The following is a 24,385-nucleotide window of genomic DNA, read 5'->3' as shown; positions in this document are numbered from 1 at the left end:
TCAAGTCATCGCGTACTGAAAGCCTAGCAAAACCGGGGGCGTCCATGTACGGTCATTGGTGTTCCGCTTCCTGAAAGCAGCCGGTCGCCGACGCGCACTCCCGACGCATAACGGTCCCTCGATATTCCCGAAAGCGGCGATTCCGCTCGGGCGCCCAGGTACCTTGCGTTATCGTTACGATGAGATCCCGTCGTTCGTCGCGTGACGCCGATTCATGCAAACCAAAGCACTTATCCATCTGGCTACGATGCTGCACCTATCGATCGTCTCGATCGCGCCACGCTCGATTTCAGGATGCGTGGGCGTTCCGCAGCGAACACATAAGCCGTCCACGGGCTGCAAACCGTAGTCATTCGCGACATGCACGCCGGCGATCTTTTTGCTCGCCGTGTTTCCACGGCCCCTCCCCAATATGTGCTCTATGCCAATAGCCCGCTCAGGACGCCTGTTTGCCTACAACGATGTTGGTTGCACGGTTTGCAGCGACAATATCGGCGTGGGTGGGACTGGGGCCGAGGCCGGCGAAAACCTCCGGCAACCGGTCGCGTATCCTGGGCGCAATCCCAGGAGCCGCCGCAGCCAGCGCTTTGCGCGTGGCATCCGCATCGTAGTCGCAGCAATACGCGGGGGTTGATGGCTGCTGGCGCCAGGATTCTGCGAGCGAGCCCGCATCGACCGGATCGAAGCCCATCTGATTCACAAGCTCCATCACGATTCCCTTGGAGCGCAGGTCATCCCCCGCCACAGCGACGGCGAGGCGGCCAGGCGTCTCCTCCGGCTGGCCCAGCTCTGCGAGCGTGTATGCCAGCACGTTGTTGAATGCCTTGATGACAGGGCGCTCGATCTGCCGTGACACCCACACGCTTTCGGGCATTCCTTCGTCGATCTCTGGAATGTGCGGGTCGCGCATATCAGGATAGTAGTTGCCGGTGTCGATGACGATGGCGTCAGCCGCTACCGAATCGAACAGGTCCGCGGGAAGCGCCTGCACGGCGGGCAACGGGATCGAAAGAATGATGACTTCGGCACCATCGACCGCGCCGCGCACGTCCACGGCTTGCGCGCCGATCTCGTCGGCGAATTCTCGGACACCATCCACGCCGCGAGAGTTCGCGACGCGGACTTCATGGCCTGCTGCGCTTAACTTCCGGGCCAGGGAAGCGCCAATGTTCCCTGTTCCGATGATCCCGATTTTCATAGCTGTATCCTCGGTGTTGCACAATACGCCTACTCTAGCTGGCTTCTGTGATAATGTTAAGTACCCACTAAAAAGTAAGTAGCATACCGAGGTGTTTGTGTCTCAAGAGCGCGAATGGAACTGCGAGGATCCCCAAAAGCGATTGGAATGGGCGGAGGCGACGACGGAGGCCCTCCGGGTTCTGGAGGGCAAGTGGAAGATCGTCATCATTTGCCAACTGTTTGCCGCAAAAGGCCCGCTTCGATTCTCCGATCTGGAGAAGCTGATTGACGGCATCAACCAGAAAATGCTGATTCAGCAGCTCAAGCAGTTGGAGAAAGACGGTATCGTGCGGCGAACGGTATACCCACAAGTACCGCCGAAGGTAGAGTACGAACTTTGCGAGATGGGATACGCGCTTGGGCCGTCCATGCAGGCTTTAATCGAGTGGGCTGAGATGAGGCGCAAGCGTGCCGAACGTAACGCCTACTGAGAATCAGGCTCTAGCGGCGCGCCCGCGCGTAGCCCCGCCATAACGAAGTCGATCAGCCACGCAAGTCGGGGGCGCCACTCTTCCTTGAAATTGATCTGCCAAATACCAGCAGTTGCCAGGAAGAAGTCATCAGTCGTCACGCCGGCGCGAATGGTTCCAGCTTTCTCATTTGCCGCGAGCAGCAATTGGGCCGCAGCGACTATGGGGGCATAGCCCGCTTTTCCGGCACAGTCCCGCATGAACGACACCTCGCGCATTGCATTGGCCAGGCCAGCTTTGGTCATGGAATATTCGGCAAGGCGATTCATCCACTCCCGCAACGCCTGGACAGGCGGGCGCGTCTGAAGCAGGTGCTCTGCGAACTTTGCGACCTGCAACATCTCGTAGCGATAGACCTCCATCACCAATGTCTCCCGCGTCGGGAAGTGACGATAAAAAGTTCCTTGCCCCACGCCAGCCTTCCTGGCGATCGCGCTCAGCGGCACGTCTGCGGAAACGGTCAGTTCAGCAAGTGCAACCGCCAGGATGCGTTCGCGATTTTGCAGCGCGTCAGCGCGTGCGGGGCGGTCGCTCTTTTGTGGCTGTGCCATTTCTCCTCCCGAGAAGTTTTGCCAAACGGACAGTTGTCCGGTATTCTTCGCCTTAGCGGACAACTGTCCGCTTGGCATTCTACCCTCTCATCGAGCTGGAGAAACACATGAAGACCTCAGGCAATACGATTCTCATCACTGGATCCACCGCGGGCATAGGGCTCGGTCTAGCGTTGCGTTTCCATCAGGCGGGCAATAAGGTTATCGTCGCAGGCCGACGCAAGGCGCTGCTTGAGCAGATCACAACCGACCATCCGGGTATTGAGGCCATTGAACTCGACGTGGCGGACGCCAAGTCCATCGTCCAGGCGAGCGAACTGGCAGCCGCGCGTTACCCGGACCTGAATGTCGTGATCAACAACGCCGGCATCATGTTGAGAGAAAACGTTTTGGAGCCGGACTCACTGAAAGCAGCGGAAGAGTCGGTCGCAATTAACCTTCTGGGCACCATTCGCATGACCTATGCGTTCTTGCCGCAACTTGCCCGGAAAACCGATAGCGTCATCATCAATGTCAGTTCCTCTTTGGCGTTTGTTCCTTTCCCTATAGCGATGACCTATAGCGCGACCAAGGCAGCCGTTCATGCGTTCACCGAAGGCCTGCGCGTCCAGCTCGCCGACACTCCCGTGCAGGTGATTGAGTTGGCGCCCCCAGGTGTGCGCACCACGTTGTTCGGTCAGGAAAGTGACGAGCAGGCCATGCCCCTTGAAGATTTCCTTGACGAGACGCTCGCTCTTTTGCATGCAGAGCCCACACCGAAGGAAATCATCGTGGAACGCGCCAGATTTTTCCGCACTGCCCGGGCTACCGGCAACTACGACAACGCCCTTGAAATGCTTTCCGCGTGGAAGGCCCCAGACTGAGAGCGTCGTCATTTTCGATCGAATGCATTGTCGGCCTTTTTCTCACATGATGCTCTTCGCGTCGACTACCCAATGCGCCGACAAAGACGAGAAGAAGGCCCCTGATCGCGGGCCTTCCATGTTTGCGCAACTGTTCTTGCCAGTTGACCTTATTGAAGCGTTAAGCTGATGTGCAAGTGTAGTTAGTCGCGGAAGTTATGTCGCCGCTGCCATTGTAATGCGGTGCCTTGGGATAAAGGCAGACAGGCAGACTGCGTGAAGCAGTTGCGCTCGTTCGGAAAGTGTAAGTCAGTTGCGTGGGCGCCTCCCCCTGTTCTACCCACTTGATAATTGCACCCGGCCAATCAATCTGCGTGACGTCTTGCCCTGCGCCATGCGTGTTCGAAGGTACCAGGAAAAGCCTGGTATTAGTCGTCGGATCAGACAATCCGATCGTTTGAGCGATTGCAGTCGTCCTCGCGTCATTTCTCTCGTGCTCGTTTGGCGACAGCAGGTTATCGCCAATGTCGTGCCACGAGATCAGCTTCTTCCCGGAAGCAACGAACTGTGCGATCGATTGCACGTCGTTGTCGATGCCGATCTGCTTCAGGCCCAAGCCGATAATGCCGTAATCGGTGTCGGGGTTAAAGGTGGCCTGCCTCGCTGGTGTGAGCCACGACTGGTCGCCTGTCGCCAGGAACGCATAGACACCACCAAGCGACCCGAAGGCCCCTCCAAACGCTGAGTAGTCTGACCAATTGAATCCGCTATAGATGACGGTACCGTCGGAGAGCGCCATTGGCGACAAATACTTCTGCAACGTGGTCACCTGTGCCGCAGACAGGCAGAGGGCGGGATGCGGGTTGGCAGTAGACAACCCACATTGCAGTAGCGCCGGACTGAAGTGGCAAGCTGCTGCATTCGTCAGATAGCCGTCAGCAAGCCCGTCTGAAGAGTCGCATGCCGCTACCGCAGCCTGATAGGAAGCTGTGTATTGGGCGTCTGTCAGCGCCGCAGCGGTACCAGCCGTCCCACCGATCTGAAGCCATTTCGCTGTTTGTCCGGCCATGTCTTCGGTTTCGCACCCCGCCACGATACCGTCAAATTGATCCGGCCACCGTTGAGCCGCAATATAGCCTTCACGGCCACCGTTTGAGCATCCGTTAAAGTACGACTTCGTTGGCGCTTTTCCGTAGAACGCGTTAATAACGGCTTTCGCGAACGTTGTTGTTGTCCCGATCGACAGATATGCGTAGTCGGTGATCGATGCGTGAGCCTGTGTTGTTCCAGTCAGCCAAACGGCAGGTGCGGCCTCGGCCGGCACCTCAGCCCGATTTCCACCATTCGAAGCAGCGTAGACGGCACCGTACTTTGTGATGGTTGGATTAATCGCGGTAATGGTATTGGATGTGTCAAACGTGTACGCGGTGTAGATCGTTCCGTCGAAACCGCCACCGCCGTTCTGAAAATACCTCCCCGACCAGTTGTCGGGCACGTCAACCTCAATGTCGAGGAATGGCGCTCTCGTACCAGAAACCTTGCAAATCCCTGCAGGGCTAACGCCTGAGATCGGCCCCACCCGGCTGGTTGCAGTCACCGCCACGCCGGCAATCACTTGTCCTCTCAGAGACTCGCACTTAGTGGTCAATTCGGCAACGGTCGGTCCGCCCGATCCAGCAGGTGGCGGCGTTGTCGCCTGTATGGAGCTACCGCTACCGCCGCAGCCGCTCAAGTGAAATAGAACGATGGTGGTTCCGATAGCAAGGGCAATGCCCTTCAGCTGGTTACCTATCGTTTCGGGTCGCATATCTGTCTCCGTCTAGTTGTGATTCGAAGCCTGTGCGCTGTCGTTCGTTATTACCATAGCCAACTCGTTAGTCATCCTATATATAGACCAGCTGTTTATTCCTTCTTTAGGTGAACATTATTCAGACCCCCCAGTTCGACGGCTCACGCCAACACCGATGAACAATAGACGGGTGGGGCGACCTTTCGAGAAAGGCGGCCAGACGAGGTGCTAGTTCGGCGAGCCTCCAGGAAATTCGCGTTGGGGAGTACATGGTCGTTGCGCAGCGAGAAGTTGTCAATAGCAAATGATTTCGCTATTGACTAACTCAGGGTTAACTCCGTCAATTGAGGGAAGTCGGTCGGCGGGATGCCGTCGGAGTTGAACGTTAGGAAGGGATGGTTAAGTAGGCGGTGACCGGCACTCAAGATGGGATCGGACCAGCCGCACGATCAGGAAAAAGTAGCGGGGTCTGATCGTCGAGGTGGTAGGAGTCCAGGTCGCTGCCCTCAGGGCGCCCTTTCACCTGAGAAGTGAACGCCAACGATTTGCAATCGGTAATTCGCCCAATGACCGCGGTCGAAGACTTTGCCTAAGCCGGGTAAAACTTTGCGAAGCGCTGGCCGAGGGACGCGAGCGTCGTGGCCGACCTGTGCTCGACGGGCGGCACCGTTCACTCACCGACCCTAACGCTCGGGCGGGTGGCGCGCAACGTGGCCGAGCTGACACTTGTTCGCGCCCTTATAGCGCTTGCCTCCCAAGCAGCGGTGACTTTGGATCCCCGCCGCGTAGAACAAGACAAAGATGTCAATTCGGATTCCTTATATGGAGGGAGTTCCAGATACCGTAGTGACAACTTTATTTGCACTCTCAAGAGAGCGTGCAAAAGTTGGGGAGAGATTCGTTAGGATTTCAGAACTTACTGCATGACTGCTCGGTCTGTCGCGTCCATTGGCCCGGTGCATTTGCCGTAACCGCTGTCGGCAGTCTTGAATGTCGAGATGCGACGGGGTGAGAATTCCCCGTTTAACACCGCAACCCTGACCTGTGCCATGCAATGTGCCCCTTCGTCTGTCGAGCGCATCTGTCGCTTCTTGGCCATACGGCAGCTGACGACCTGGTTCACCGCGGACTCGGCGATGCTGCTGCTGATCGGCAGGCCCTTGCGATATCGGGCGCCGTAGTTGACCAACGTGCCCGCGTTCTTCTCCAGGTAATTGGAGACAGTGTTCAGATTCCACCACAATGTATTGAATTCGTATCCCTGCCTTGCGAGGAGCTGACTGTCCAGTGCCTTGATCCGCTCCAACGCCTTGCGGCCCTTTCCATGCCAGACCAGCCATTTGGCGTGGATGATCTCGGTCTCCACCGATTCGCGTTCCATCGAGTCGATCATCTTGCTGCCGAATACGGAACGCTCCGCCGCCCTGAACTTCATCGCGATATGAAACCAGTCGAGGATCCGGCCGCGCGCCAGCTGACTTCCCTCAACGGTCTTCCCGAACTCAGAGGCGTCGTCGCTGATTACAGTCACGCGTTCATCGCTCGCCACACCGTTCCTGCTGAGGAACTGATCGAGTCGCGCTGCGGCCGAGGTCACTTCCTTGTGCACATAGGCATACAGTTTTGGGGACCGTCGGTGAACGTCGCCCGTCCCGCGACGATGTTCACGTGACGGCCCGGGTCTGCCCCGGGGTCGCAATTGCGCAGCCACGCCGAGTCGACGCTCACGGCGGCGACATGACTGCACTCGCGAACCTGTCCGTCTGCGGCAGACTGGGGCAGCTGCGCAATGTCACGCTCGATTTCAGCGTCGAGCTGTTTTCCAAGGTCAAGAATCCGATCTCGGATGCCACTCGACGAGATGCCGTTGTCCAGCGGTAGCACTTCCTTGAGCATATTCGTCGCCTGCCGGTAGGGCAAATGAGCTGCCCACTTCGCCTGCAGATATTCCAGCTCCGGGGTGACGCGCCTGGCCAGCGCCTTCGACAAGGGGTGGATCACACGCTGCTTCGTCTGCGCAGTCTCTTGGCACGCGCAAGACCACAGCCGCGGACTCTTCAGCGTCACTTTGCCGTAGACGGTGCGCAGCACGGTCGAGCGACTGTCTTTATGCCTCAAGGCCGCACCGCAGCTCTCACAATGAGTCTGGCCTGCGAGCCATCGCCGCACCTGTTTCGAAACAAGTTCGATCTGCACCTTCGCCAGCAGCGAACGCCCTTCCGCGAGAGACAAGCCCAGTTCAGCAATACTGCAATCAGGGCGCTCAACGACGGCCAGAACTCCGTCGCCCTCCTCGACTGTGTCACTGTCTCCGTCGACCAACCTTGCTTCGATGATCAACCGCATGGCTAGCTCCCACCGTTGCGAGACTGGTAAGCCTACCTGAAGTGAAACTGGCGCCGCCACCGAACGGCCCCCTTTGGAGCCTCCCCAACTTCTGCACACTCTCGTCTACGCCTGAGAGTCGGGTCCGTTCAGGAAGCTGCAAGACACAGTGCGCCCAATCAATGCGCACAAGCGCGCTTATCGAGCGGGCTTTTTTTACGAGCCAGTGCGCGCGCAATCCGGTCTCGCGTTGTCGCGTTCATCTGCGTCACATCGGTCCAGCTTGGAGGACGCGACGACAATCATGTGTTGCTCTGGTCTTCCCGGCGGGCCGAGTGGAAGAAAAAGAAGCTAGTGCTCGCTCAGGTGCTCAGAGGGATCCATCCGCTGGTGCAGAATCCGGATGACGTCGACCAGGCTATCGGTCTCCTTGAAAAACAGAATGTGCGTGCCGACCAGCACGCTGCGGTAACCCGGTCGAACGCGGGAGGCGGCCTGACTCGGCTGTGTGCCGTCAGTCAATCCAATGATCGTGTCCTGAATCATGCGGATATAGCGCTCTGCCTGTCGGATCCCCCAGTTCTCTGCCGAATAGTCCCAGATATCATCGAGATCCAGTTCGGCCGCCGGCGAAAGAACAAACTGCTTCACGTCGCGGACTGCCTCTTGCGTGCGAGAAACGCATCGAAGTCAAACGGCCTGGACGGACCCGAACGCTCGCCCTTCTCCAGTTCGACGCGCAGGGCATCGAGTTTTGCTTCCTGTTCCTCCAGCAAGCGCAGGCCGGCCCGAACCACGTCGCTCGCCGTGTTGTAGCGCCCGGCCCGCACGCGGTCTTCGACAAATTCGGCAAAGTGGTCGCCGAGCGAAACGGAGGTATTCTTGCCCATCATGTGGCTCCCGTGGTTTCTGCGTCTATTATACCAACTCTTGGTAACCGCCTGCCCGCCGCGAAAACGCCTTCACGCGACGTACACGAAGATGATTTCGCTTCCCCACCACGATGGGGCTAAGTTACAAATAACGTAACAATCACTACGCTTTCGCAAATGTTGGTGTATTCGGCGCTGCAACATGCACCGGTGTTGCGCCGGCAGGCCCGTGCCCTTTAATTTCCGTGAAACATCCGACAAACCACTCGAATAAATGGCGCTAAATCAATGATTTATCGGTGCTAATGTTTTACGCGGGATGTTTCACGCACGAACCGGTGGCCCCGCCGACGGTTTGACATTACGGCCCATAATGTCGAAACAGGCTGGGTGCGGGGCCGTTTGACATTACGGCCCGATAATGCTCCCTTAACCAATGACTTCGAGGTGGCGCGCACCGTCGGGCACCGCATCGGCGACCAGCCGGCGGTCGAAGGTGGCCAGCGCCCCTCCATGGCGGCGCGCGAGGGCGAGCAGGTACGTGTCGGTCACCTGGTCGGTCGCGAGGACGCGGCTCAGGTCAACGTGCTCCGGATCGAGCATGCTCAGGTCGTCAGACCAGAAGGTGTGGCCAGGATGTGCTCGAAGCTGCGCGACGAGCGGCGCGACCGCGGCCGGCGTCTCCAGCGTGTTCGGGTAGCGCGGATTGCCGATGATGCGCAGCACGCCGTTTTCTGTCAGCGGGCAGGTCGCCCAAGCGGCGTGCCCTGCCCGGCCGAACCATTCGTGCGCGGCCTCGTGCTGTACGTGGCCCGCGTCGAGCAGCGCAATCAGTACGTTGACGTCAAGCAGATACGTCATCAGGGCGCCTCGTCGCGCAGCTGGTTGACGACTTCGGGCGTGACCGTGCGCGCGGTGCGCGCGTTCGGCAGCACCGGCAAGCCGTTGCGCGTGGCCGGAGCGACTGCGGGACGCTGCAGCGCTGCGCGCGCGAGTTGCGAGATGATGCGGCCGATCGACACGTGCTCGCGGTCGGCACGCGCGCGTGCGAGGGCGAGTACGTCGTCGTCGATATCGAGGGTGGTTCGCATGGGGGCTTCCATAGACATCCGATTGTCTCTATCAGGGTAACCCAGATCGCATCAAGCATCAAGCATCAGTCATCAACCAATTATCCTTCCGACCGTCCGCCCCACACCGTGCTGCCGGCGGGAAAAATCGCCTTGATGATCATGTGTCCTTCTTCACGCCGGACGATCACCTCCTCCGGGTAGTCACCACGATGCTCGTACCCGCACCAAGGCCCTCCTGGGTACGCTCAGCGGGACCAAGCGCTGCGCGTGGGCACGCCCAGCATCACGAACAGGTCTACGTCGTCGATGCGCGCGGAATGCGTCGCGTCCGTCCCCAACCCCGACCTCGAGCAGTTGCAGCTCGCCTGTCGCGTCCGCCGCCGGGCGCTCCATCAGATCGTCGCCAAGATCCGGATGTTGTAAATGAAGCCGCCGGACGTGCGCGGCGCCCCGAAGAACACGATCCGCTCCTGGTAGCCGCGGTCGCGCTCCGTCTTTGCATCAGGCAGCGTGACCACGATCGTCTTCATCGCGGCCGTGGATGCCGAGCACGGCGATCAACACGGAGGTCGGAATGGTTTTCTTCAGGTTTCCCCGTGGAAATCTCCGCATTAACAAGGACGATTCTGCCCTGCGCCCGCCGTGATTCGGATCTGAGGTGATGCCGGACGTCCATACGCTGGTGCGCGACCTAGATCACGCCTAGCGTGGTGTCCGTCTTCTCACGCTAAAACACGGAGAATCCTGCCGCACTAGAAGGCAGGTAGGGCCGGCCTCCTCGATATGCGGCCCCTCGTGTTCTAGTTGCGATCAAGTCGCTGTGATAGCGGTCGGTCTGCCCGGGAGGCCAATGCGTAGCCGTGTAGCGCCAGAAGTCCTCGAGATCGGACTCGGCCAGCTGTCGCACCCTAACGGCCATCGGGACCGCCGTGCGGGGGCACGCATGCGCACAAGGAACGCCTCGCCATGAAACGGCATCGGATCTCCGACACCTCGTCGACCTTCAACGCTTCTGCAGCGCCCGCACCTGTGTCTCGTGCGTTTCGAGCGGGCGCAGCCCGGCGCGCATGACATCACTTGCGGAGCCTATAGGCCTGAGCGGACCTACGACCAAGTCTGCAAAATGCTCGCCGAGGGAAACGGAAGTGTTACGCTCGGCGCATCTCGACCGGCCGGACCGCAGGCTGCGCGCAACCGTCTCGCCCAAATCAGATTGCTATCGACGGACAACTCCCCTCGCACGACGGGCGGCAAACGGCGCACATCGCCTTCTCCGGCTAGGTTTTCACGACAGCAGGCAGCTGCCGCCGCGTTGCATGGGCGAATCAGCGCCGGATGCCGCGCCGGCCTGCGTGCCGCCGCGGAGACGCGTATCGGCAAGGGCAGTGAGGTTCCCACTATGGCAGCCAGTGACGGACAGCACTGCACCAGGATGGCGGGATTACTGGAGGCCATTGACACTGGCGTTCGATCTGCTCGGCGGTTCTTCCGTCGCATCGTCCATTAGACTGAATGTCTCTCCCAAACAGTCAGGCCCCTTGTTTCAGCCTGTTCTCGTTCAGGCGACGCCTGACCTGCAGACCTCATGAGCACATGGGTCGCCAGAGTGTCGGTACTACTGACACTCTGGCGACCTCCCGTTCAGCGGATATCAGGAGGCGTGTCAGTAATACTGACACCTCGATGCCCCCGCGAGGCGTGTGATGCGGGTCAGACCGCAAGAAGGTCCGGAGTGTCGGTACTACTGACACCCGCGACGTGGGCATGGCGCTGTCTGGAGGTTGGGCGTGTCAAAGCCTCGCCGGCACGCTAAAGGCTTCTCAGGACGCTGTCGTGTTCATATTGCTACGCTCAAACGGCGATGCGTTTTCTGCTGCGCTCCCATGCCGAGTTCTCCGGCTTACTCGCCGCTCCTTTCGGTTCAGGCCTTCAGGCATAACCACCGCCCTACTATGCCTTCTGCTGACTCCTGCACGACGATCAACAACCCTTGCGAGCTGCTCAGTCCTGATTCTAGGACACCGGGCAAGCCTCCTGAAGGTAAGCACAGCGCCTTCACCACACACCCGCCAGATCTACCACCCAGACCCTTGAGGGTCATGGACTTCGCAATCACGTGCTTGCTCGTCCGGCCTGGTAGGCCTCATATCTGGTTTCTGTTCGTGAAGTCGTGGCTTTGCTACACGCTTCCTCCAGACCTCGCCTCACGACGACCCTCTTGCGTTTCGCTTCCTTTACCACCACCCGGCTTGATAGGCCACTTTCACCCCCAAGCTGGTGTGCACGCTCGGCACACTCGTAAAAAAACCCGCAAGTTGCGGGCTTCTCACCGGTGAGTTCGATTACTGCTGCGCGCTTGGTTCTTCCCGGTACAGCTCACTGATAAGTTGCCGGATTCGAGTCTCTTGAGCTTCGCTAAGCGACCCGGTCTTGATTTTTACGGTGAACGAGTTCACGTCCTTGGTAATGCTACCGGCCTGTTCCTTGCCCGAAAAGAACTTCGCGATGCTCCGCTCACGGGCCTCCGCTCGTGAACCCTGACGGGTGGCCTGCGCTACGATTGCGGCAGCATATCGGCCCTGAAGAATTTCTCCTTTGACAACATCCGACCACAAGTCCTTTGCCGCAGCCAAACCGGCAGCGCCATGCTTTTTGATAGCCGACACAACTTCTTCTGCAGCGTTGCACCCAAGCAACGCGGGCTGCAAGTCCAATTGCTCCTTGATGAAATCGGGCAGCTTGTCGAACGCCAAAAATTGATACAGCCCGGTGCGCGACATACCGAGGGACTCAGCAAGCCGCTTTCGATTCGGAAACTCTGCTTCCGCACGACGAAGCGAAATCGCGATCTCATAGTCGGTTAGGTTGGACCGCCCGATGTTCTCTACCAACGCGAGAACAACCATATCCTCATCGGAGCACTCGACTATTACGGCCTTGATTTGCTCCATGCCCAAGATTTTGTGCGCGCGCAACCGCCGCTCACCAGCGACCAGCTGGTAGCCAGAATCAACGCGCCGCACCGCCACCGGCTGAACCAACCCCTTTTCGCGAATAGACTCGGCAAGATCCGAAAGCTCGGCCTCGACAAAAATCCGCCGCGGTTGCCACGGATTCGGCACAACCTCTGCAACCGGAATCGTTGCCTGGCCGCCACTCGCTTCCAACTCTTGAATTTTGAGTTGTGCGGCTGCCAAGGCGCCTGCCATCCCAGGCCCTGTCTTCGGCTTCTCGACCACGTGCTTGGTCGCGTCCATCTCCTCGTCGGAGATTGAGGACGTCTTCCGGAGGTTGGCAGTTTGTAGAGCCATACGGTCGCGAATGCTGCTCATTGTGCGAGACTCCATTCGTCGACATACATGTTGTCAATCCACCTGCAGTATTCAACCAGTGGCTGGCGTACACGCTGCACCGTCTTTGAGACCCCGTCGGATTTGCTAAGATCAAACACTGTCGAGAGCGCGAGCGCACCGTTGCTCATCACCGAACTCGCCGGGATCTCGGTCGTGGTCAGCCAGTCTTCGTAGGCGCGTTGCGTCCACGAGCGAACGATCGGTGCTGACGACGTCGGGCTTGTATCCACCTTCGACAGAATCACGGAGATGAAATCGTAGACCTTGTCTGACTCCTTCTCCATGAAGTTCGCGGCAATATCCGAAAACAGCCCCCAGAACGATACCGAGCTGATGAAGTCCAGGCTCTCCGGCACCAAGGGCATCACCATCGAATCAGCAGCCATCAACGCGTTCAATGTGAGGTAGGAGAGGGAGGGAGCTGTGTCCAGAATGATATAGTCGTACTTCTTGCGCAGCGGCTCCAAGCCTTTCCGAAGGATTGCCCAAAACTGATAGCTCGGGCGAGTCTTCAGCATCGAGGGGATGAAGAACTCAGCACTGAACAGCGATGGATGTGCGGGAATAACATCCAGGCCGTCCCAATAAGTTTCCTTGATGGCAGACTCCAGTCCACCCTCCATCTCCTCGTTATAAATAAAAGGCAGAACGGTCGAATCCTCGTCGACCTCGTTCTCGGCATAGAGTCCGCATAGTTCTGACAGGGAGGCCTGCGGGTCCAGGTCAACCACGAGCACTTTCCGTCCGCGCAACGACAACCCTTGAGAGATGCACATCGTCGTCGTAGTCTTCGTCGACCCACCCTTGAAGTTGGCAACTAGAACAATCTTGCCGTCGGCCTCGCGACCGGTCACGAGCGGCGACTGATAGATTTCCGACAACTGTTGTACATAGGTGCGCGCCTCGGCCAAGGTGAACAGGCGGCTACGGCCCGTGCCGTGCGCAACGCCCGGCGGCAACGTGCTTCCTTCCCGCGTTGCTTGGTAGTGAAGCTTGGTTCGGTCGAGCCCGCACAGATCTGCTACTTCGGCAGTCGTAAAGTGTGGCGGTGCCTTTCGCGGCCTCGGCGTGAGAATCTGCTCGCGCAACTCGACTGTCAATCCGTCCAGTTTTTTCGCAAATTTAGCGATTTTCGCGAGAGGAACTTTGCGTGTGATCGCGGGAAATTCGGCTTTAGACATAGTTTTTACACTTTCACCGGAAATCGGGACGAAGCGTAGAATACTCGAAAACTTTAAAAAAATCGCTCTCGCATTAGCTAGTTTCTTAAATTCTCGGCCTAACTCGCTGGAAAACAACGAAAAAAGATCGAACAGCACGACGAAAGGGCCAGAACTGCCGGCTCGTGCGAAAGCATTCCGAAAACTTGATGGTGAGGGAAATTGTTGAAAATACGTCGAAGCAGGGCGGTGAAGGTGGGTGAGAAGAATTGTTGAAATCTGCCAGTTGACGTGCCCAGTCTGGGTCTTTCAACAATTCCTCTCACCATCACATCGCGGGACATCGCCTCGGCGCGCAACGGGCACTTTTTGCCCCAGAGAGTTCTCCGCAGCCTGGCCGGAAGTCTTCCGGCAGCTCATAAAGTAAGCGTTACACTGGCGTTGACTGCAGGGGACGACTGCACTTGCCTACAAAATTAATCACCATCATCAACCCGCTATCGCCTTATCCACAGATGCCCTCGCCGCAAACGGCCGTCCGGCGGGACTTGGTGCTGATCATGCCGATAAATCGAGCACTCTCAAGTACGCCGCGCCACAAAAGCACTCACCATCCTCCAACAAAACAACTCACCCATTACGAGCTATTTTCGGCGGAGAACCCCGCCAGATCACGGTCTCCGCGAAGGGAAGCAACATTCAACAAAAATGCTCACCGTCACTCCGCGCCCACAGTATCACTCACCCGGCGCTGGTAAACTTCTCACGCTAGCCAAGGATTTCTACTCACCTTCGGCCTACAAAAGTCCTCACCTCAGGCACAAAACAGCTCACCTACAAGCAACTAACCCATTGTTTTTACATGGATTGTGGTTTCTCTGTTGTTGGTTCGTTGGTTTTCGTTTTTAAAAGACTTTGAAAAACATACAACCGCCCATCAGCACGACCGCCAGCAGCGGGAAGGTGAGTAGATTTGTTGAATGCACACGTACTGATGGTGGGTGATGAAAATTGTTGGAACGCCCCGTTTCATGGTGAGTCTTTTTGTTTTGACATCTCACCTACGCGTGTTAGAGTCTGCGCGACCGGCAACTAGGGACAGGATCCTCGATGGCAAACAACATCACGACACGCGCAACCTCGCGCCAGCTGTCGTTTGAACTGTTCGAGGAGATGCTCGCCACTGACACGCCAATCAACGAATCGACGAAGGAGATTGGCTATCAGCGTAACAACGTTTTTATCGACATCACCGATGTGGGCATTACAGCCAGGCGACTCTTGGACGCAGCGCACTTCATCGTGGCGCAGGAGCCGACCACCCCGAAGGTCTATGACGTCGAGCTGAGCTACTTCCGATGGCTCATGCGTTATGACAGCTACAACTACAAGCACCTGCGTACGGTCGTGTCCGAGGCTCAAAAAGCCTTGATTCAGGTTTCGGCCTCGCCCCCTGGCAGCACGTCCGCGGAGGACGAAAAGTGGGTGTCCGTACAGCTAATCGGTATCGTCGGTATCGACAAAGGGCGCATCACTTTTGCGGTTCCTGAGCCGCTCATTCCGCACATCAAGGACCCGGTGAAGTCGCACTGGTTGAGCCTGCGAATCACCTCTGCCTTCACGCTTACCTATGCTCGAGCCATTTACGATCACGTCATCGGTTACGTGGCAGAAGGCATAACCGAGTGGTTCGAAGTCGATGTGGTACGTGGTTGGCCTGGGAAGGCTGCGTCGACTGCAACCGAATTCAAGTATTTCAAACGCGACAACCTCGACAAGGCGGTTAAGCAGATTAACGCAGTCTCCGACATCGACCTGAGCTACGAGACTCGCACCGTGAGCCCGAAGTCGAAAAAGATTGACCGGATTCGTTTCAGGCTGACGCGCAAGGAATCCGCTGGAGCCATTCGAGCCAGCCTGCTTGGCGCGCAAGAGATATACACGACGCTGAAGAACGAATTCGGCTTCACCGAAAAGCAGTTCAACACCATCTCGCAAAACCGCGCTGTGTGGTCGGATGAGCGTATTCTCCAGGCAATCGAATACACCCGCACCAAGGTCGACTCCGGCCAAGTCAAGAAGAGTCCGGGAGCGTACCTGCTAAAAGCTATCACCGATGGCTACAAGCTATCCGACGCTGACCGCAAAATGCTAACAGTACAGCAACAGCAGCAGGAGCAGGAGAGGGCGGAGTCCAGCGCGAAGCAACTGGCGACAGCGGCCGTCGCCGCAAGCACCGCAGCGGCAGAGGAGCGCAGCAAAACACAGACCGTCGAGAATGCCGACCTCGGTCGTGAGGCGTATCACAAGGCGGACGGTAAGGTGCAAAAGGACTTCATGCGTGCCTTTATCGCCTCCGCGGCCGGTAAGCTGGCCATCAAGCGGGTGAAGCTCAACCCGGCGACGATTCACGAGTCGGATGTGCTGGCGCATAAGGACCTATCCTTTGCGCTCTACTCGTTCGTGTTTCTGCGCACCAAAGCGAAAGCCGCCGCGAAGGCTTAAACGGTTTGCGAGCACTCGGCTCCGCACCTTGTAGACCTGCTTATGGATCTCCCTCTAGCTCGCATTCACGGTCGTTGCGTTAATCCAGACCGTTTCATCACCATGCGTCTCGTGCACCGCTGAAGGTGGCCGCGTCGCGGATCCACCTCCGCGTTTCGCCTTTTGATTTGGAGACCGACCCGGCTGATGGCGCCCAGATGCGTACCTGCCGGTGGTCTATTTCGGTCGAGTCGGTATTTCAGCGTTCAACAAGGCAGCCATCAAAGAAATCTTTGATTCGGCCACCTCGTTGATCTGTCCGAGGTGGTACTCCAAAACCAGATTGCCGCCCGACTTCCGGAGATTTACCTTGGCCTTATTGCGGGCCAGGCCAACAAAATGGCCAATCAGTTCTTCCTGAGATAGCCTTGGAATGGTGCGACTGGCTTCTATAGCGAGAGCTTTCATCTTCTCGCTCCCCCTGATCTTCGTTAGATGAACAAGTCGCTCTCCCAAGTTAACTCCCACGTCGGGAAACAATGCCAGCACCTCGCGCGGTAACGTAGCGATCGAAATCGCTTTAGCAACGGTCTGCCGGTCGATCCCGAGTGTTTCTGCGGCCTCTTTTGCGGACGCCCACTCGCCCTCTTTCAGGCCATCGCTGTAAGTTTTCGCGAGCAAAAGAGGTTTGTAGAGCCGCGTCGATCGTTCGAAAGCAACCTCACCGCAAACAAGTGCAGCCGTTAGAGTCGCCCGCGACTTCCCCGATGAATCCACTATCCTTGCGCGAGCAACAAGTGTAGACACCCCCTCAGTCTTCGCAGCTTTCACGAGTTTGCGCGCGGTGCGATTGACCAGCCCGACTTGGTTGAAAATCGCAAGTATTTCTGATGGGAGTTCGGAAACCGCAACTGCTTCGCGAATTCGCGCAAAACCGATGTTCATCTTGAACCGGGTCGCCAACGCTGTTGCTGCTTCTCTGTACGAATTCCATTGAACGCCATACCCCGCGTGATAAAGCGCCGCGAGATGGAGAGGGTCGGCGATAGTGCGTTTGGTGTGCATGGTTCGGGTTCGCGAGTAACGGACGGAGTGTCTAACGGAGTTGTTCGGCGTAAGCACTGAAAAGACGCGTGAAACAGGCTGTCCCATGCCCGCCAAGGGCGTTGTCAGGTTGATGGCCCGGTCACGTAAGATGGCGTGATGAAGAAATCGAAGTCGCTCTATTACGGTCACCGTTTTCCAGCCGAGGTCATCAGTTGCGCTGTGCGCTGGTATTTCCGCTTTCAGTTGAGCTTGCGCGACATCGAATAACTGCTCTTCGAGCGGGCGTGTCCGTGACATACGAGACAATCCGTTGCTGGTGCGATAAGTTTGGCAAGGGCTTTGCTCACCGGGTCAAAGCTGCGCGACGCAAGCCGGGTAGCACGTGGCACCTCGACGAGATGTTCGTCGCGCTGCGTGGTGAACCGCACCTGCTGTGGCGTGCGGTTGACGAGCATGGCGCCGAACTAGACATCCTGCTACAAAAGCGGCGCGACAAAGCCGCGGCCAAACGTTTCTTCAAGCGTGTGCTGCGCTCGAGCCCGGTACCGCGCAAGATCGTCACCGATCAGTTGCGCAGCTATCCGGCGGCAAAAGCGGAGATCCCGGAACTTGCGAACGTGAAGCACGTGTTCGTCAAACCAGCGGCCCGACTGAACAATCGCGCAGAGAACAGCCACCAACCAACGCGCGAACGCGAGCGTCGCATGCGCGGCTTTCGCGACCCGAAACGCACACAGAAATTTCTCTCGTGCTTCGGGCCGATCAGGCAACACTTCGCGCTCAAGCGGCATCTGCTGCGCGCTTCACTCTATCGCAGACAGCTCGCGGCGCGATTCGTTGCCTGGTGCGAACTCACCAACGTTACCCAAAATCCGTCCTACGTGTTCTGAGGGACGCTTTTTCCTGCCGTCTTTCCGCCTCAGTCTCGATAAGTTGACAGAGCCGAAATTACGGCGGGGGAAAACTCTTTGTCGTCCATGTTCGTTCCTAGAGCGGCTGACTGTAGCTTGGACTAATTGGCGTTGCGCGCCCGATGAGGCGCCGGCAGCAAGAAACCTAAACCTGCGAGTCGATTATAGTCAGGTGTGAACGCCGGTCTAAATCCGACACTAAACGACGGCGTTTCGGAATTGAGCCGTTAGACGACCTATTCTCGTTGAGCAGTGTGTGGGGAACACGTACAGCAGGGTATCGATGACGCTTTGTGCGTCGTAAGGAGCCCGTAGGGCGAGTGCAGACGCGCAAAGCGCGTTGAGGATGACGGCGGGGAGCGGTTGCGGTAGAAAGGCGCAGCGCCGAAGAAACCACTGGCGCGACACCGGTAAACCGCCAAGTTCACCCCGGAGTCGCGCCACACAAGTCGCAATGCAAAGCCACGGGGCTTAACAGAGGAGCGCGTGCAGCCGCAGTATTCCACGGCTCGTGCGCCCCTGTCTATCGCATTGTCTTCGGCGTTCTACGGGGATCGCCGATGACCGAAGGCAATGCCGGTGGCATGCTGCCCACGGGCCGTTTCTTCCTGTGCGCCCGCTGCCGCACGCAGGTGTTCATTTGCCGCCGATGTGATCGAGGCCAGATCTATTGCGCCGGCGGCTGTGCGCAAGCAGCCCGGCGCGCCAGCTTGCGCGAAGCGGCTCAACGTTACCAGCGCTCTCGCCGCGGGCGTCTTGCCCATGCGCAGCGCGCCCGTCGCTATCGGGCGCAACGCAATAAAGTGACGCATCACGGTTCACCTGCGACGGCGCCCAGTGCTCTACTGCCAGCGGACTCGATGCACGCCGCTGGCACTCATCGTCGCGTCACAACCTCGGTACCGGCGACGAAGCATTGCCACCTATGCGGCTGTGCCTGTTCGCCGTTCGTGCGCCTTGGCCCGTTGCGCCGTCGAGCTCCTCATTGCATCTACCGATTCCGAGGAGGCTCTGACGGTGACGATTGACGCTGAACTCGAAGCCCATATCCTGCGGCTCTACCACGTCGAGAAGTGGCGCTGCGGCACGATCGCGCAGCAACTGCACGTGCATCGCGGGACTGTCAAACGTGTGCTCGCACAGGCTGGCCTACCGCGCCACGGTCCGGCGCCGCGCTCTTCGATGATCGAGCCGTACCTGCCGTTCATTCGCCAGACGCTCGAGAAGTACCCAACGCTTACCGCCAGCCGCCTGTACGGCATGGTGCGCGAGCGCGGCTATCAAGGTGGCCCCACGCACTTCCGGCATCTGATCTCGCTGCATCGGCCACGCCCGGCTGCCGAAGCGTATCTGCGGTTGCGCACCTTGCCCGGCGAACAGATGCAATGCGACTGGGGGCACTTCGGCCACCTGCAAATTGGCCGCGCGCGCCGGCCCTTGATGGCCTTCGTGATGGTGCTCTCGTACTCGCGCGACCTGTATCTGCGCTTCTTCCTCGACGCGCGCATGGAGAACTTCCTGCGCGGTCATATCGGCGCCTTCACCCGCTGGGGCGGGCTCGGCAGGGTCATCCTCTACGATAACCTCAAGAGCGCCGTGCTCGAACGCCAGGGGGACGCCATTCGTTTCCACCCGACGCTGCTCGCCTTCGCCGCGCACTATCGCTTCGAACCGAGACCGGTGGCGATTGCGCGCGGCAACGAGAAGGGCCGCGTCGAGCGTGCAATTCGTCATGTCCGCGACGCGTTCTTCGCGGCCAGGCAGTTCACCGATCTGGACGATCTGAATGCGCAAGCCGAGCACTGGTGCCGCACGCAGGCAGCCGATCGCCCGTGCCCGGAGGATCGAGCGATCAGTGTGCGCCAGGCGTTTGCCCAGGAGCAGCCGATGCTGCTTGCGCTACCGCAGAACCCGTATCCTGTTGAGGAAACGCTCGCCGTCAAGGTCGGGAAGACGCCCTATGTACGCTTCGATCTAAACGACTACTCGATCCCGCACACGCACGTGCGGCGCACGCTCACGGTACGCGCCGATCTCGAGCAGGTACGCGTGCTGGACGGTGCCGATGTCATTGCGCGTCACGATCGCAGCTACGACCGCGGCGCGCAAATCGAAGAGCCGGTTCACATCGAGACACTCGTCGGCGTCAAACGCGAGGCTCGCCATCATCGTGGCATGGATCGCCTGGCCAGGGCCGCCCCCGCCAGTCAGGATCTGCTGCGCCGCGCGGCCGAACGCGGTGCGAACCTGGGCACCATCACGGCAGCGCTGCTGCGCATGCTCGATCGCTACGGCGCCGCGCAATTGCAGGCCGCGATCGGCGATGCGCTCGAAAGCGGTGTGCCCCACCCGAATGCCGTGCGCCTGGCGCTGGAGCGCCGTCGCGAAGCGCGTCAATTACCCCCGCCGCTGGCCGTGTGCCTACCGCCGCACGTGCGCCAGAAGGACGCGCCGGTTCAACCCCACCGGCTCGATACCTACGATCAACTTGCTGGAGGTCCCGATGAGCTCGCTTGAATCATTACGTATGCGTGCGCAGGAATTACGTTTGCACGGGCTGCTTGCCCACTGGCCCGAGGTTGCGCATGAACCGTGGGTCGCGCCGCTGGTGCAGTGGGAGGAAGACGAACGGGCGCGCCGATCACTCGAGCGGCGCATCAAGGATGCGCATCTGGGTGGCTTCAAGGCGTTGTGCGACTTCGACTGGAGTTGGCCGTCGCGGTGTGATCGCGGCGCCATCGAAGATCTGATGACACTCGGGTTCCTGAAGGACGCCGCGAACGTCGTGCTCATCGGCCCAAACGGCGTGGGCAAGTCGACACTGGCGAAGAACGTCGCGCATCAGGCACTCGTGCATGGACACACGGTGCTGTTCACCACCGCCGGCAATATGCTGGGCGAACTCGCTGCGCTCGATAGCGATTCAACGCTGCGCCGGCGCCTGCATCGCTATGCTGCGCCCGACGTCCTTGTAATCGACGAGGTCGGCTACCTCTCGTACTCGAATCGCCACGCCGATCTGCTGTTCGAGCTGATCAGCCGGAGATACCAGAACAACAGCACCATCGTTACATCGAATCGACCGTTTGCCGAATGGCACGAGGTGTTCCCGAACGCCGCCTGTGTCGTGTCGCTCGTCGATCGCCTCGTGCATCACGCCGAGGTCATCCCGATCGAAGGCGAATCGTATCGCTTGAAGGAAGCGCGTGAACGGGCCGAAAAACGCGCCCGCCAGCGCAGTCCCGGTAAATCCGCCAAAGGAGGCGAGTCCTCATGAAAGCCCCGCCGCTGCCTTCCGGCCGCACCCGCGGCTTAAGCTTCATCGTCCCCGCGGACTGGACGCCCGAACAGGCGCTCGCCGTGTTTGAACTGCTCGACGACCTGCGTGAAGTGATCTGCGCACGCTATCTGTCCGACATGCAGCAGGTCCTGCGCCAAGATCGCCGGCAACGCGAGCCGCCGTTCAACGAGCACGACCCGCCGTTCTGATCAACGCTGCGCATACAACGAAAGGGGCCCGCGCGGCCCCTTTGTACTTGAGTGAACCGCTCAGCCTTGCGCCGTCGTTTAGCGTCGCTTTTACACCGGCGCTAACATCAGGTGGGTTTTGCGAAACTTTCACCCACTAAGTGCCATCCGCTTTAGAAGCGCGTCCGCACTATGGCGAAGTTCGGCGGCTGCCTGACCGTTCGGTTTGGAAAGAATGAGCGGGAGATCAGATCAGTCTTGTCTGTGAGCTCTTTCGTAAAGTCATCGCTTCGACGGATCGAGGTGTCCAGCCAAGAGACGCTGTAAGTTTGGGTAGCGGTCATCAATTGACCGATAACGCGCACGCGATTCGGGTCAAAAAATTACCAACGATAATAAGTTCAGGATTCCTGTCAAACCAGCCATGCATCTCCGTTAGTACGTCAGACAGATACGAAATTGACTTGGTCGAAAATTTGTCCATCGAGACGGGCGAAATAACGTAGTCAGATGCAAGCAAGGCGCCGCTAGTAATACGGTTCTCGGCGGACGCTGTATCGAACAGGATCTTCGGGAGCGCGGTTCAACAGTCATTCGTGGGTTCGTGCGCCGTTTGTGGGCCGATCAGTTTCTAAGATATACAACCGCGTTTACACATTTAGAACCGCTTACCCTCACTCTCAGTTTCGGGTACGACTCGGAACCGACACATGAGGAAGCAGTCGACGCCGGCATCGGCCAATCGCAAATAGTCGAATACCACATCGGCAATCTGATCTCGAATTACCCGACGGGGCGTCTTACGTTTGCAGCAACTGTAGACGGTCGCCAGCAAATCCATGAGACGGCAGCCGAGCCGCCGTCGGCTGCGTGACGCCAAGGCTGTCGCGAGTACTTTGAAGCACTGTGGGCGAGGTAACGGTCGGAAAATGCTCCCAGAATTGCCTACCTTTCCGTTGCAGGAAGCAATTAAAGAACCGTATGGCGATGCAGATCAATTCTGCGGCCGCGGCATAGCTCGATGCGCTCAGGTAGTTCTGCACGATGCACCGATCCTAACGGTTTCGAACGGGTTCGCAGCGAGGTATTGATACGAAACCAGATCGTCGAAGCACTTCCTCACCGTTTCGAGCGCTTTCCGCCGGCTCTCGTACGAGAGCGGTCCACGGAAGGGACGCCAAGTCGGTTCATTGCGCGAGCGCCGCCCCTTCATTATCCAGACAGATCGCGGTTGAGGATCCACGGCAAACTGGTTGATGTATTCGTCGGCATCGATGACATCAATGCTCGACAGCGGCTTTCCCTTCGCGATAATGGCCCACAACAACAAACGTTCGACTTCGTTTTGATATCTGTTCCGAGTCGTTGGGTTCTGGTAATCAGACAGCCAATGCTCCAGCGCAGATCGATCGTCGTGAACGCCAACAGGAGGCATGGCAGTGCCACGGTTCGATCCTACAGAGCCGGACAGGTGCGGAGGTGTTGAAAGGCGGGAAAGAGGAGCTGGCCTGTTAAGCCGTTGCTGCTGCGTAGCGAGATACGGCCGGCGCGGATCTACGCGTGGCTTAACGATGCCGCTACTGGCTCCTGCCACGCTATTAGCGTTCGCCACGCGGCCTGCGAACTCCACGTTCAGACAGCCCACGAGCGTTTCAAGGCGCGATTCACTGTCTGGATCCAACGCGTCGAGATGTATCTCCACGAATATACGGCCCGGTCGGCCGCGCCTCTCGGGCGCACGCCGCACCTTGGCAAGGAATTGTGAAGCGTCGATTCCCATAAGACGCGCCAGCATACGTTGCGGGCTCGGCTGTGGTACCACCTTCCGGGCAGCTACCGCCTCTTTGCGGATTGCCTCAACCCCTCGCACGGCTACCAAGTCTGCAATGGCGCGCCCCATTTCAAAGGTCAGGCAATCCCCCGGGAGAACACTCGTTAGCTCATTGGGTAGATTGGCCACGGCCGATGCCGACACGATTCGCGAATGCGCGATGCCCATCACCTCGGCAGCTTCGCGCATCGTTGCCCATGTTTTCAGCCGAACGCCTTCGAGATAGCGCCTGTACAGCGCCAAGGGGCTATCCCTCTTGTATGTTCCACGAAAGCCGGAAGCGCGATGGGTGCCGCATAGATGCGCCAAAATTTCAGTACGCGACTTCCCAGCCGGATCAATGAGGGCAGCACGACTCACTAGATAAGCGATACCGTTCTTATTCCTCGCGCGAACGAGTAGACGGGCTGTCTCGTGCACTATGCCAACGTCGGAAAACAGCGCCAAAATCTCGTCAGGAAATGCCGAAACAGCTAGCGCTTGTTGAATCTGTGCCCGGCGAACGCGGGGGCCCAAGCTCGTTAGTCTCTCTGCTGCCTCCGCTTGGCTTCCCCATTTTAGCCCAAGCCCTGCACGATACAGAGCCGCGAGCGCCAGCGGGTCGTCACCTAAGCTGTTGGTCCTACTAATAGCCGCGTTACTCATTTCGGTCATTCAATCTCATGATCGTCGGTTAGTGCACGCAGCTTCAGTCTCCGGAAAAAAGAAGCCAAAACTCGCGCCAATCCGTTGCCTTTCGTTTGTCGGTTTCTTGCCGGGCTAGCGCCTGGACACTATGCCTCGTCAAGCCCTACGCCAGCGAGAGAGGTCTTCGAGGAGATCAATGCCACCTTGAACGTGAAGCAATTCTCCTGATCCCGTACACGTATAACGCGTTTTTCATTGTTTGTGGCTAAGTCGTTGATTATGCAGCTATGGTTTGTGTATCGTTTATAGACCACCGCAATAAACGATACATTAACTGTACGTA

At 58.4% G+C, this 24,385-nt stretch carries 21 protein-coding genes and 2 pseudogenes; 7 read left to right on the top strand and 16 right to left on the bottom strand.

All coding sequences use genetic code 11. From position 1 onward, the window contains the following. Positions 1–436 precede the first annotated feature (436 nt). Positions 437–1,198, bottom strand: a complete 762-nt coding sequence (locus H1204_RS50795) for an NAD(P)-binding domain-containing protein (RefSeq protein WP_180736653.1) — start codon at positions 1,196–1,198, stop codon at positions 437–439. Between the two features lie 97 nt (positions 1,199–1,295). On the opposite strand from H1204_RS50795, the gene H1204_RS50790 reads away from it, so the two are divergent. Further along, positions 1,296–1,670: a helix-turn-helix domain-containing protein gene (locus tag H1204_RS50790; protein WP_180736652.1), complete on the top strand. Its 375-nt coding sequence runs from the start codon at positions 1,296–1,298 to the stop codon at positions 1,668–1,670. On the opposite strand, the gene H1204_RS50785 is transcribed toward H1204_RS50790, so the two are convergent. Then, positions 1,664–2,260, bottom strand: coding sequence for a TetR/AcrR family transcriptional regulator (locus H1204_RS50785; protein ID WP_180736651.1), 597 nt, complete (start codon positions 2,258–2,260; stop codon positions 1,664–1,666). The two genes, H1204_RS50790 and H1204_RS50785, sit on opposite strands and share 7 nt — an antisense overlap. A 107-nt stretch (positions 2,261–2,367) precedes the next feature. Here H1204_RS50785 and H1204_RS50780 point away from each other — a divergent pair, with 107 nt between their 5' ends. Then, entirely contained in the window at positions 2,368–3,123 is a 756-nt protein-coding gene (locus H1204_RS50780; protein ID WP_180736650.1) for an SDR family NAD(P)-dependent oxidoreductase, read from the top strand. Positions 3,124–3,283: 160 nt separating this feature from the next. On the opposite strand, the gene H1204_RS50775 is transcribed toward H1204_RS50780, so the two are convergent. The 11 genes and pseudogenes from H1204_RS50775 to H1204_RS50725 all read right to left on the bottom strand — a co-directional run bounded on the left by H1204_RS50775 (position 3,284) and on the right by H1204_RS50725 (position 13,695). Continuing rightward, complete coding sequence (locus H1204_RS50775) at positions 3,284–4,909, bottom strand: tannase/feruloyl esterase family alpha/beta hydrolase (protein ID WP_180736649.1); 1,626 nt, start codon at positions 4,907–4,909, stop codon at positions 3,284–3,286. Between the two features lie 898 nt (positions 4,910–5,807). Then, on the bottom strand, positions 5,808–6,500 hold the full coding sequence (locus tag H1204_RS50770; RefSeq protein WP_180736648.1) for a hypothetical protein: 693 nt from the start codon (positions 6,498–6,500) through the stop codon (positions 5,808–5,810). Then, positions 6,485–7,237 (bottom strand): hypothetical protein, encoded by a 753-nt coding sequence (locus H1204_RS50765; protein ID WP_180736647.1) that lies wholly within the window; start codon positions 7,235–7,237, stop codon positions 6,485–6,487. The genes H1204_RS50770 and H1204_RS50765 overlap by 16 nt, the downstream gene beginning before the upstream one ends. Positions 7,238–7,567: 330 nt before the next feature. Continuing rightward, positions 7,568–7,867: a type II toxin-antitoxin system RelE/ParE family toxin gene (locus H1204_RS50760; protein WP_180736646.1), complete on the bottom strand. Its 300-nt coding sequence runs from the start codon at positions 7,865–7,867 to the stop codon at positions 7,568–7,570. Further along, positions 7,864–8,106, bottom strand: a complete 243-nt coding sequence (locus H1204_RS50755; RefSeq protein WP_180737010.1) for a type II toxin-antitoxin system ParD family antitoxin — start codon at positions 8,104–8,106, stop codon at positions 7,864–7,866. The genes H1204_RS50760 and H1204_RS50755 overlap by 4 nt, the downstream gene beginning before the upstream one ends. A 411-nt stretch (positions 8,107–8,517) precedes the next feature. Next, on the bottom strand, positions 8,518–8,949 hold the full coding sequence (locus H1204_RS50750) for a TA system VapC family ribonuclease toxin (protein ID WP_180736645.1): 432 nt from the start codon (positions 8,947–8,949) through the stop codon (positions 8,518–8,520). Next, positions 8,949–9,179, bottom strand: coding sequence for a CopG family transcriptional regulator (locus tag H1204_RS50745; RefSeq protein WP_091788763.1), 231 nt, complete (start codon positions 9,177–9,179; stop codon positions 8,949–8,951). The genes H1204_RS50750 and H1204_RS50745 overlap by 1 nt, the downstream gene beginning before the upstream one ends. A gap of 374 nt (positions 9,180–9,553) precedes the next feature. After that, a complete protein-coding gene (locus H1204_RS50740) occupies positions 9,554–9,691 on the bottom strand; it encodes a hypothetical protein (protein ID WP_180736644.1) in 138 nt (45 codons plus the stop codon). A gap of 406 nt (positions 9,692–10,097) precedes the next feature. After that, positions 10,098–10,344: pseudogene (locus tag H1204_RS50735) on the bottom strand (type II toxin-antitoxin system ParD family antitoxin); the annotation flags it as partial. 1,159 nt (positions 10,345–11,503) lie between these two features. Beyond that, a complete protein-coding gene (locus H1204_RS50730; RefSeq protein ID WP_180736643.1) occupies positions 11,504–12,493 on the bottom strand; it encodes a ParB/RepB/Spo0J family partition protein in 990 nt (329 codons plus the stop codon). Then, on the bottom strand, positions 12,490–13,695 hold the full coding sequence (locus tag H1204_RS50725; protein ID WP_180737008.1) for an AAA family ATPase: 1,206 nt from the start codon (positions 13,693–13,695) through the stop codon (positions 12,490–12,492). The genes H1204_RS50730 and H1204_RS50725 overlap by 4 nt, the downstream gene beginning before the upstream one ends. A 1,089-nt stretch (positions 13,696–14,784) precedes the next feature. Between H1204_RS50725 and H1204_RS50720 the strand changes: the two genes are divergently transcribed. Continuing rightward, positions 14,785–16,179, top strand: a complete 1,395-nt coding sequence (locus H1204_RS50720) for a replication initiation protein (RefSeq protein ID WP_180736642.1) — start codon at positions 14,785–14,787, stop codon at positions 16,177–16,179. Between the two features lie 216 nt (positions 16,180–16,395). Here H1204_RS50720 and H1204_RS50715 read toward each other — a convergent pair whose 3' ends face one another. Further along, a complete protein-coding gene (locus tag H1204_RS50715; RefSeq protein ID WP_180736641.1) occupies positions 16,396–17,223 on the bottom strand; it encodes a hypothetical protein in 828 nt (275 codons plus the stop codon). A 138-nt stretch (positions 17,224–17,361) separates the two neighbouring features. Between H1204_RS50715 and H1204_RS50710 the strand changes: the two are divergent. Then, a pseudogene (locus tag H1204_RS50710) lies at positions 17,362–18,095 on the top strand (IS6 family transposase). Between the two features lie 566 nt (positions 18,096–18,661). Here H1204_RS50710 and H1204_RS50705 read toward each other — a convergent pair. Further along, complete coding sequence (locus H1204_RS50705; protein WP_180729654.1) at positions 18,662–18,928, bottom strand: hypothetical protein; 267 nt, start codon at positions 18,926–18,928, stop codon at positions 18,662–18,664. Positions 18,929–19,133: 205 nt separating this feature from the next. On the opposite strand from H1204_RS50705, the gene istA reads away from it, so the two are divergent. The 3 genes from istA to H1204_RS50690 are packed head-to-tail and all read left to right on the top strand — an operon-like array spanning position 19,134 to position 21,605. After that, the gene (istA, locus tag H1204_RS50700) at positions 19,134–20,633 is read left to right on the top strand and encodes an IS21 family transposase (protein WP_180735800.1); all 1,500 of its coding nucleotides are present in this window, start codon (positions 19,134–19,136) and stop codon (positions 20,631–20,633) included. Further along, positions 20,620–21,393, top strand: coding sequence for an IS21-like element helper ATPase IstB (gene istB / locus H1204_RS50695; protein WP_180729655.1), 774 nt, complete (start codon positions 20,620–20,622; stop codon positions 21,391–21,393). Before istA ends, istB begins: the two co-directional genes overlap by 14 nt. After that, on the top strand, positions 21,390–21,605 hold the full coding sequence (locus H1204_RS50690; protein ID WP_180729656.1) for a hypothetical protein: 216 nt from the start codon (positions 21,390–21,392) through the stop codon (positions 21,603–21,605). The genes istB and H1204_RS50690 overlap by 4 nt, the downstream gene beginning before the upstream one ends. Positions 21,606–22,611: 1,006 nt before the next feature. Here the strand turns inward: H1204_RS50690 and H1204_RS50685 are convergent. Beyond that, positions 22,612–24,069 (bottom strand): hypothetical protein, encoded by a 1,458-nt coding sequence (locus H1204_RS50685; protein WP_180736640.1) that lies wholly within the window; start codon positions 24,067–24,069, stop codon positions 22,612–22,614. Positions 24,070–24,385 lie beyond the last annotated feature (316 nt).

Source organism: Paraburkholderia sp. PGU19, assembly GCF_013426915.1.
In the GTDB taxonomy this organism is placed as follows: domain Bacteria; phylum Pseudomonadota; class Gammaproteobacteria; order Burkholderiales; family Burkholderiaceae; genus Paraburkholderia.
The sequence above is the reverse complement of the archived record's forward strand: the minus strand, read 5'-3'. Positions and strand labels throughout refer to the sequence as shown.

Coding starts and splice junctions, on each gene's coding strand:
- H1204_RS50715 (WP_180736641.1), bottom strand. CDS start 17,223: ATGCACACCAAACGCACTATCGCCGACCCTCTCCATCTCGCGGCGCTT.
- H1204_RS50785 (WP_180736651.1), bottom strand. CDS start 2,260: ATGGCACAGCCACAAAAGAGCGACCGCCCCGCACGCGCTGACGCGCTG.
- H1204_RS50705 (WP_180729654.1), bottom strand. CDS start 18,928: ATGCGTCACTTTATTGCGTTGCGCCCGATAGCGACGGGCGCGCTGCGC.
- istB (WP_180729655.1), top strand. CDS start 20,620: ATGAGCTCGCTTGAATCATTACGTATGCGTGCGCAGGAATTACGTTTG.
- H1204_RS50780 (WP_180736650.1), top strand. CDS start 2,368: ATGAAGACCTCAGGCAATACGATTCTCATCACTGGATCCACCGCGGGC.
- H1204_RS50720 (WP_180736642.1), top strand. CDS start 14,785: ATGGCAAACAACATCACGACACGCGCAACCTCGCGCCAGCTGTCGTTT.
- H1204_RS50690 (WP_180729656.1), top strand. CDS start 21,390: ATGAAAGCCCCGCCGCTGCCTTCCGGCCGCACCCGCGGCTTAAGCTTC.
- H1204_RS50775 (WP_180736649.1), bottom strand. CDS start 4,909: ATGCGACCCGAAACGATAGGTAACCAGCTGAAGGGCATTGCCCTTGCT.
- H1204_RS50750 (WP_180736645.1), bottom strand. CDS start 8,949: ATGACGTATCTGCTTGACGTCAACGTACTGATTGCGCTGCTCGACGCG.
- H1204_RS50745 (WP_091788763.1), bottom strand. CDS start 9,179: ATGCGAACCACCCTCGATATCGACGACGACGTACTCGCCCTCGCACGC.
- H1204_RS50740 (WP_180736644.1), bottom strand. CDS start 9,691: ATGAAGACGATCGTGGTCACGCTGCCTGATGCAAAGACGGAGCGCGAC.
- H1204_RS50795 (WP_180736653.1), bottom strand. CDS start 1,198: ATGAAAATCGGGATCATCGGAACAGGGAACATTGGCGCTTCCCTGGCC.
- H1204_RS50765 (WP_180736647.1), bottom strand. CDS start 7,237: ATGCGGTTGATCATCGAAGCAAGGTTGGTCGACGGAGACAGTGACACA.
- H1204_RS50730 (WP_180736643.1), bottom strand. CDS start 12,493: ATGAGCAGCATTCGCGACCGTATGGCTCTACAAACTGCCAACCTCCGG.
- H1204_RS50685 (WP_180736640.1), bottom strand. CDS start 24,069: ATGACCGAAATGAGTAACGCGGCTATTAGTAGGACCAACAGCTTAGGT.
- H1204_RS50725 (WP_180737008.1), bottom strand. CDS start 13,695: ATGTCTAAAGCCGAATTTCCCGCGATCACACGCAAAGTTCCTCTCGCG.
- H1204_RS50755 (WP_180737010.1), bottom strand. CDS start 8,106: ATGGGCAAGAATACCTCCGTTTCGCTCGGCGACCACTTTGCCGAATTT.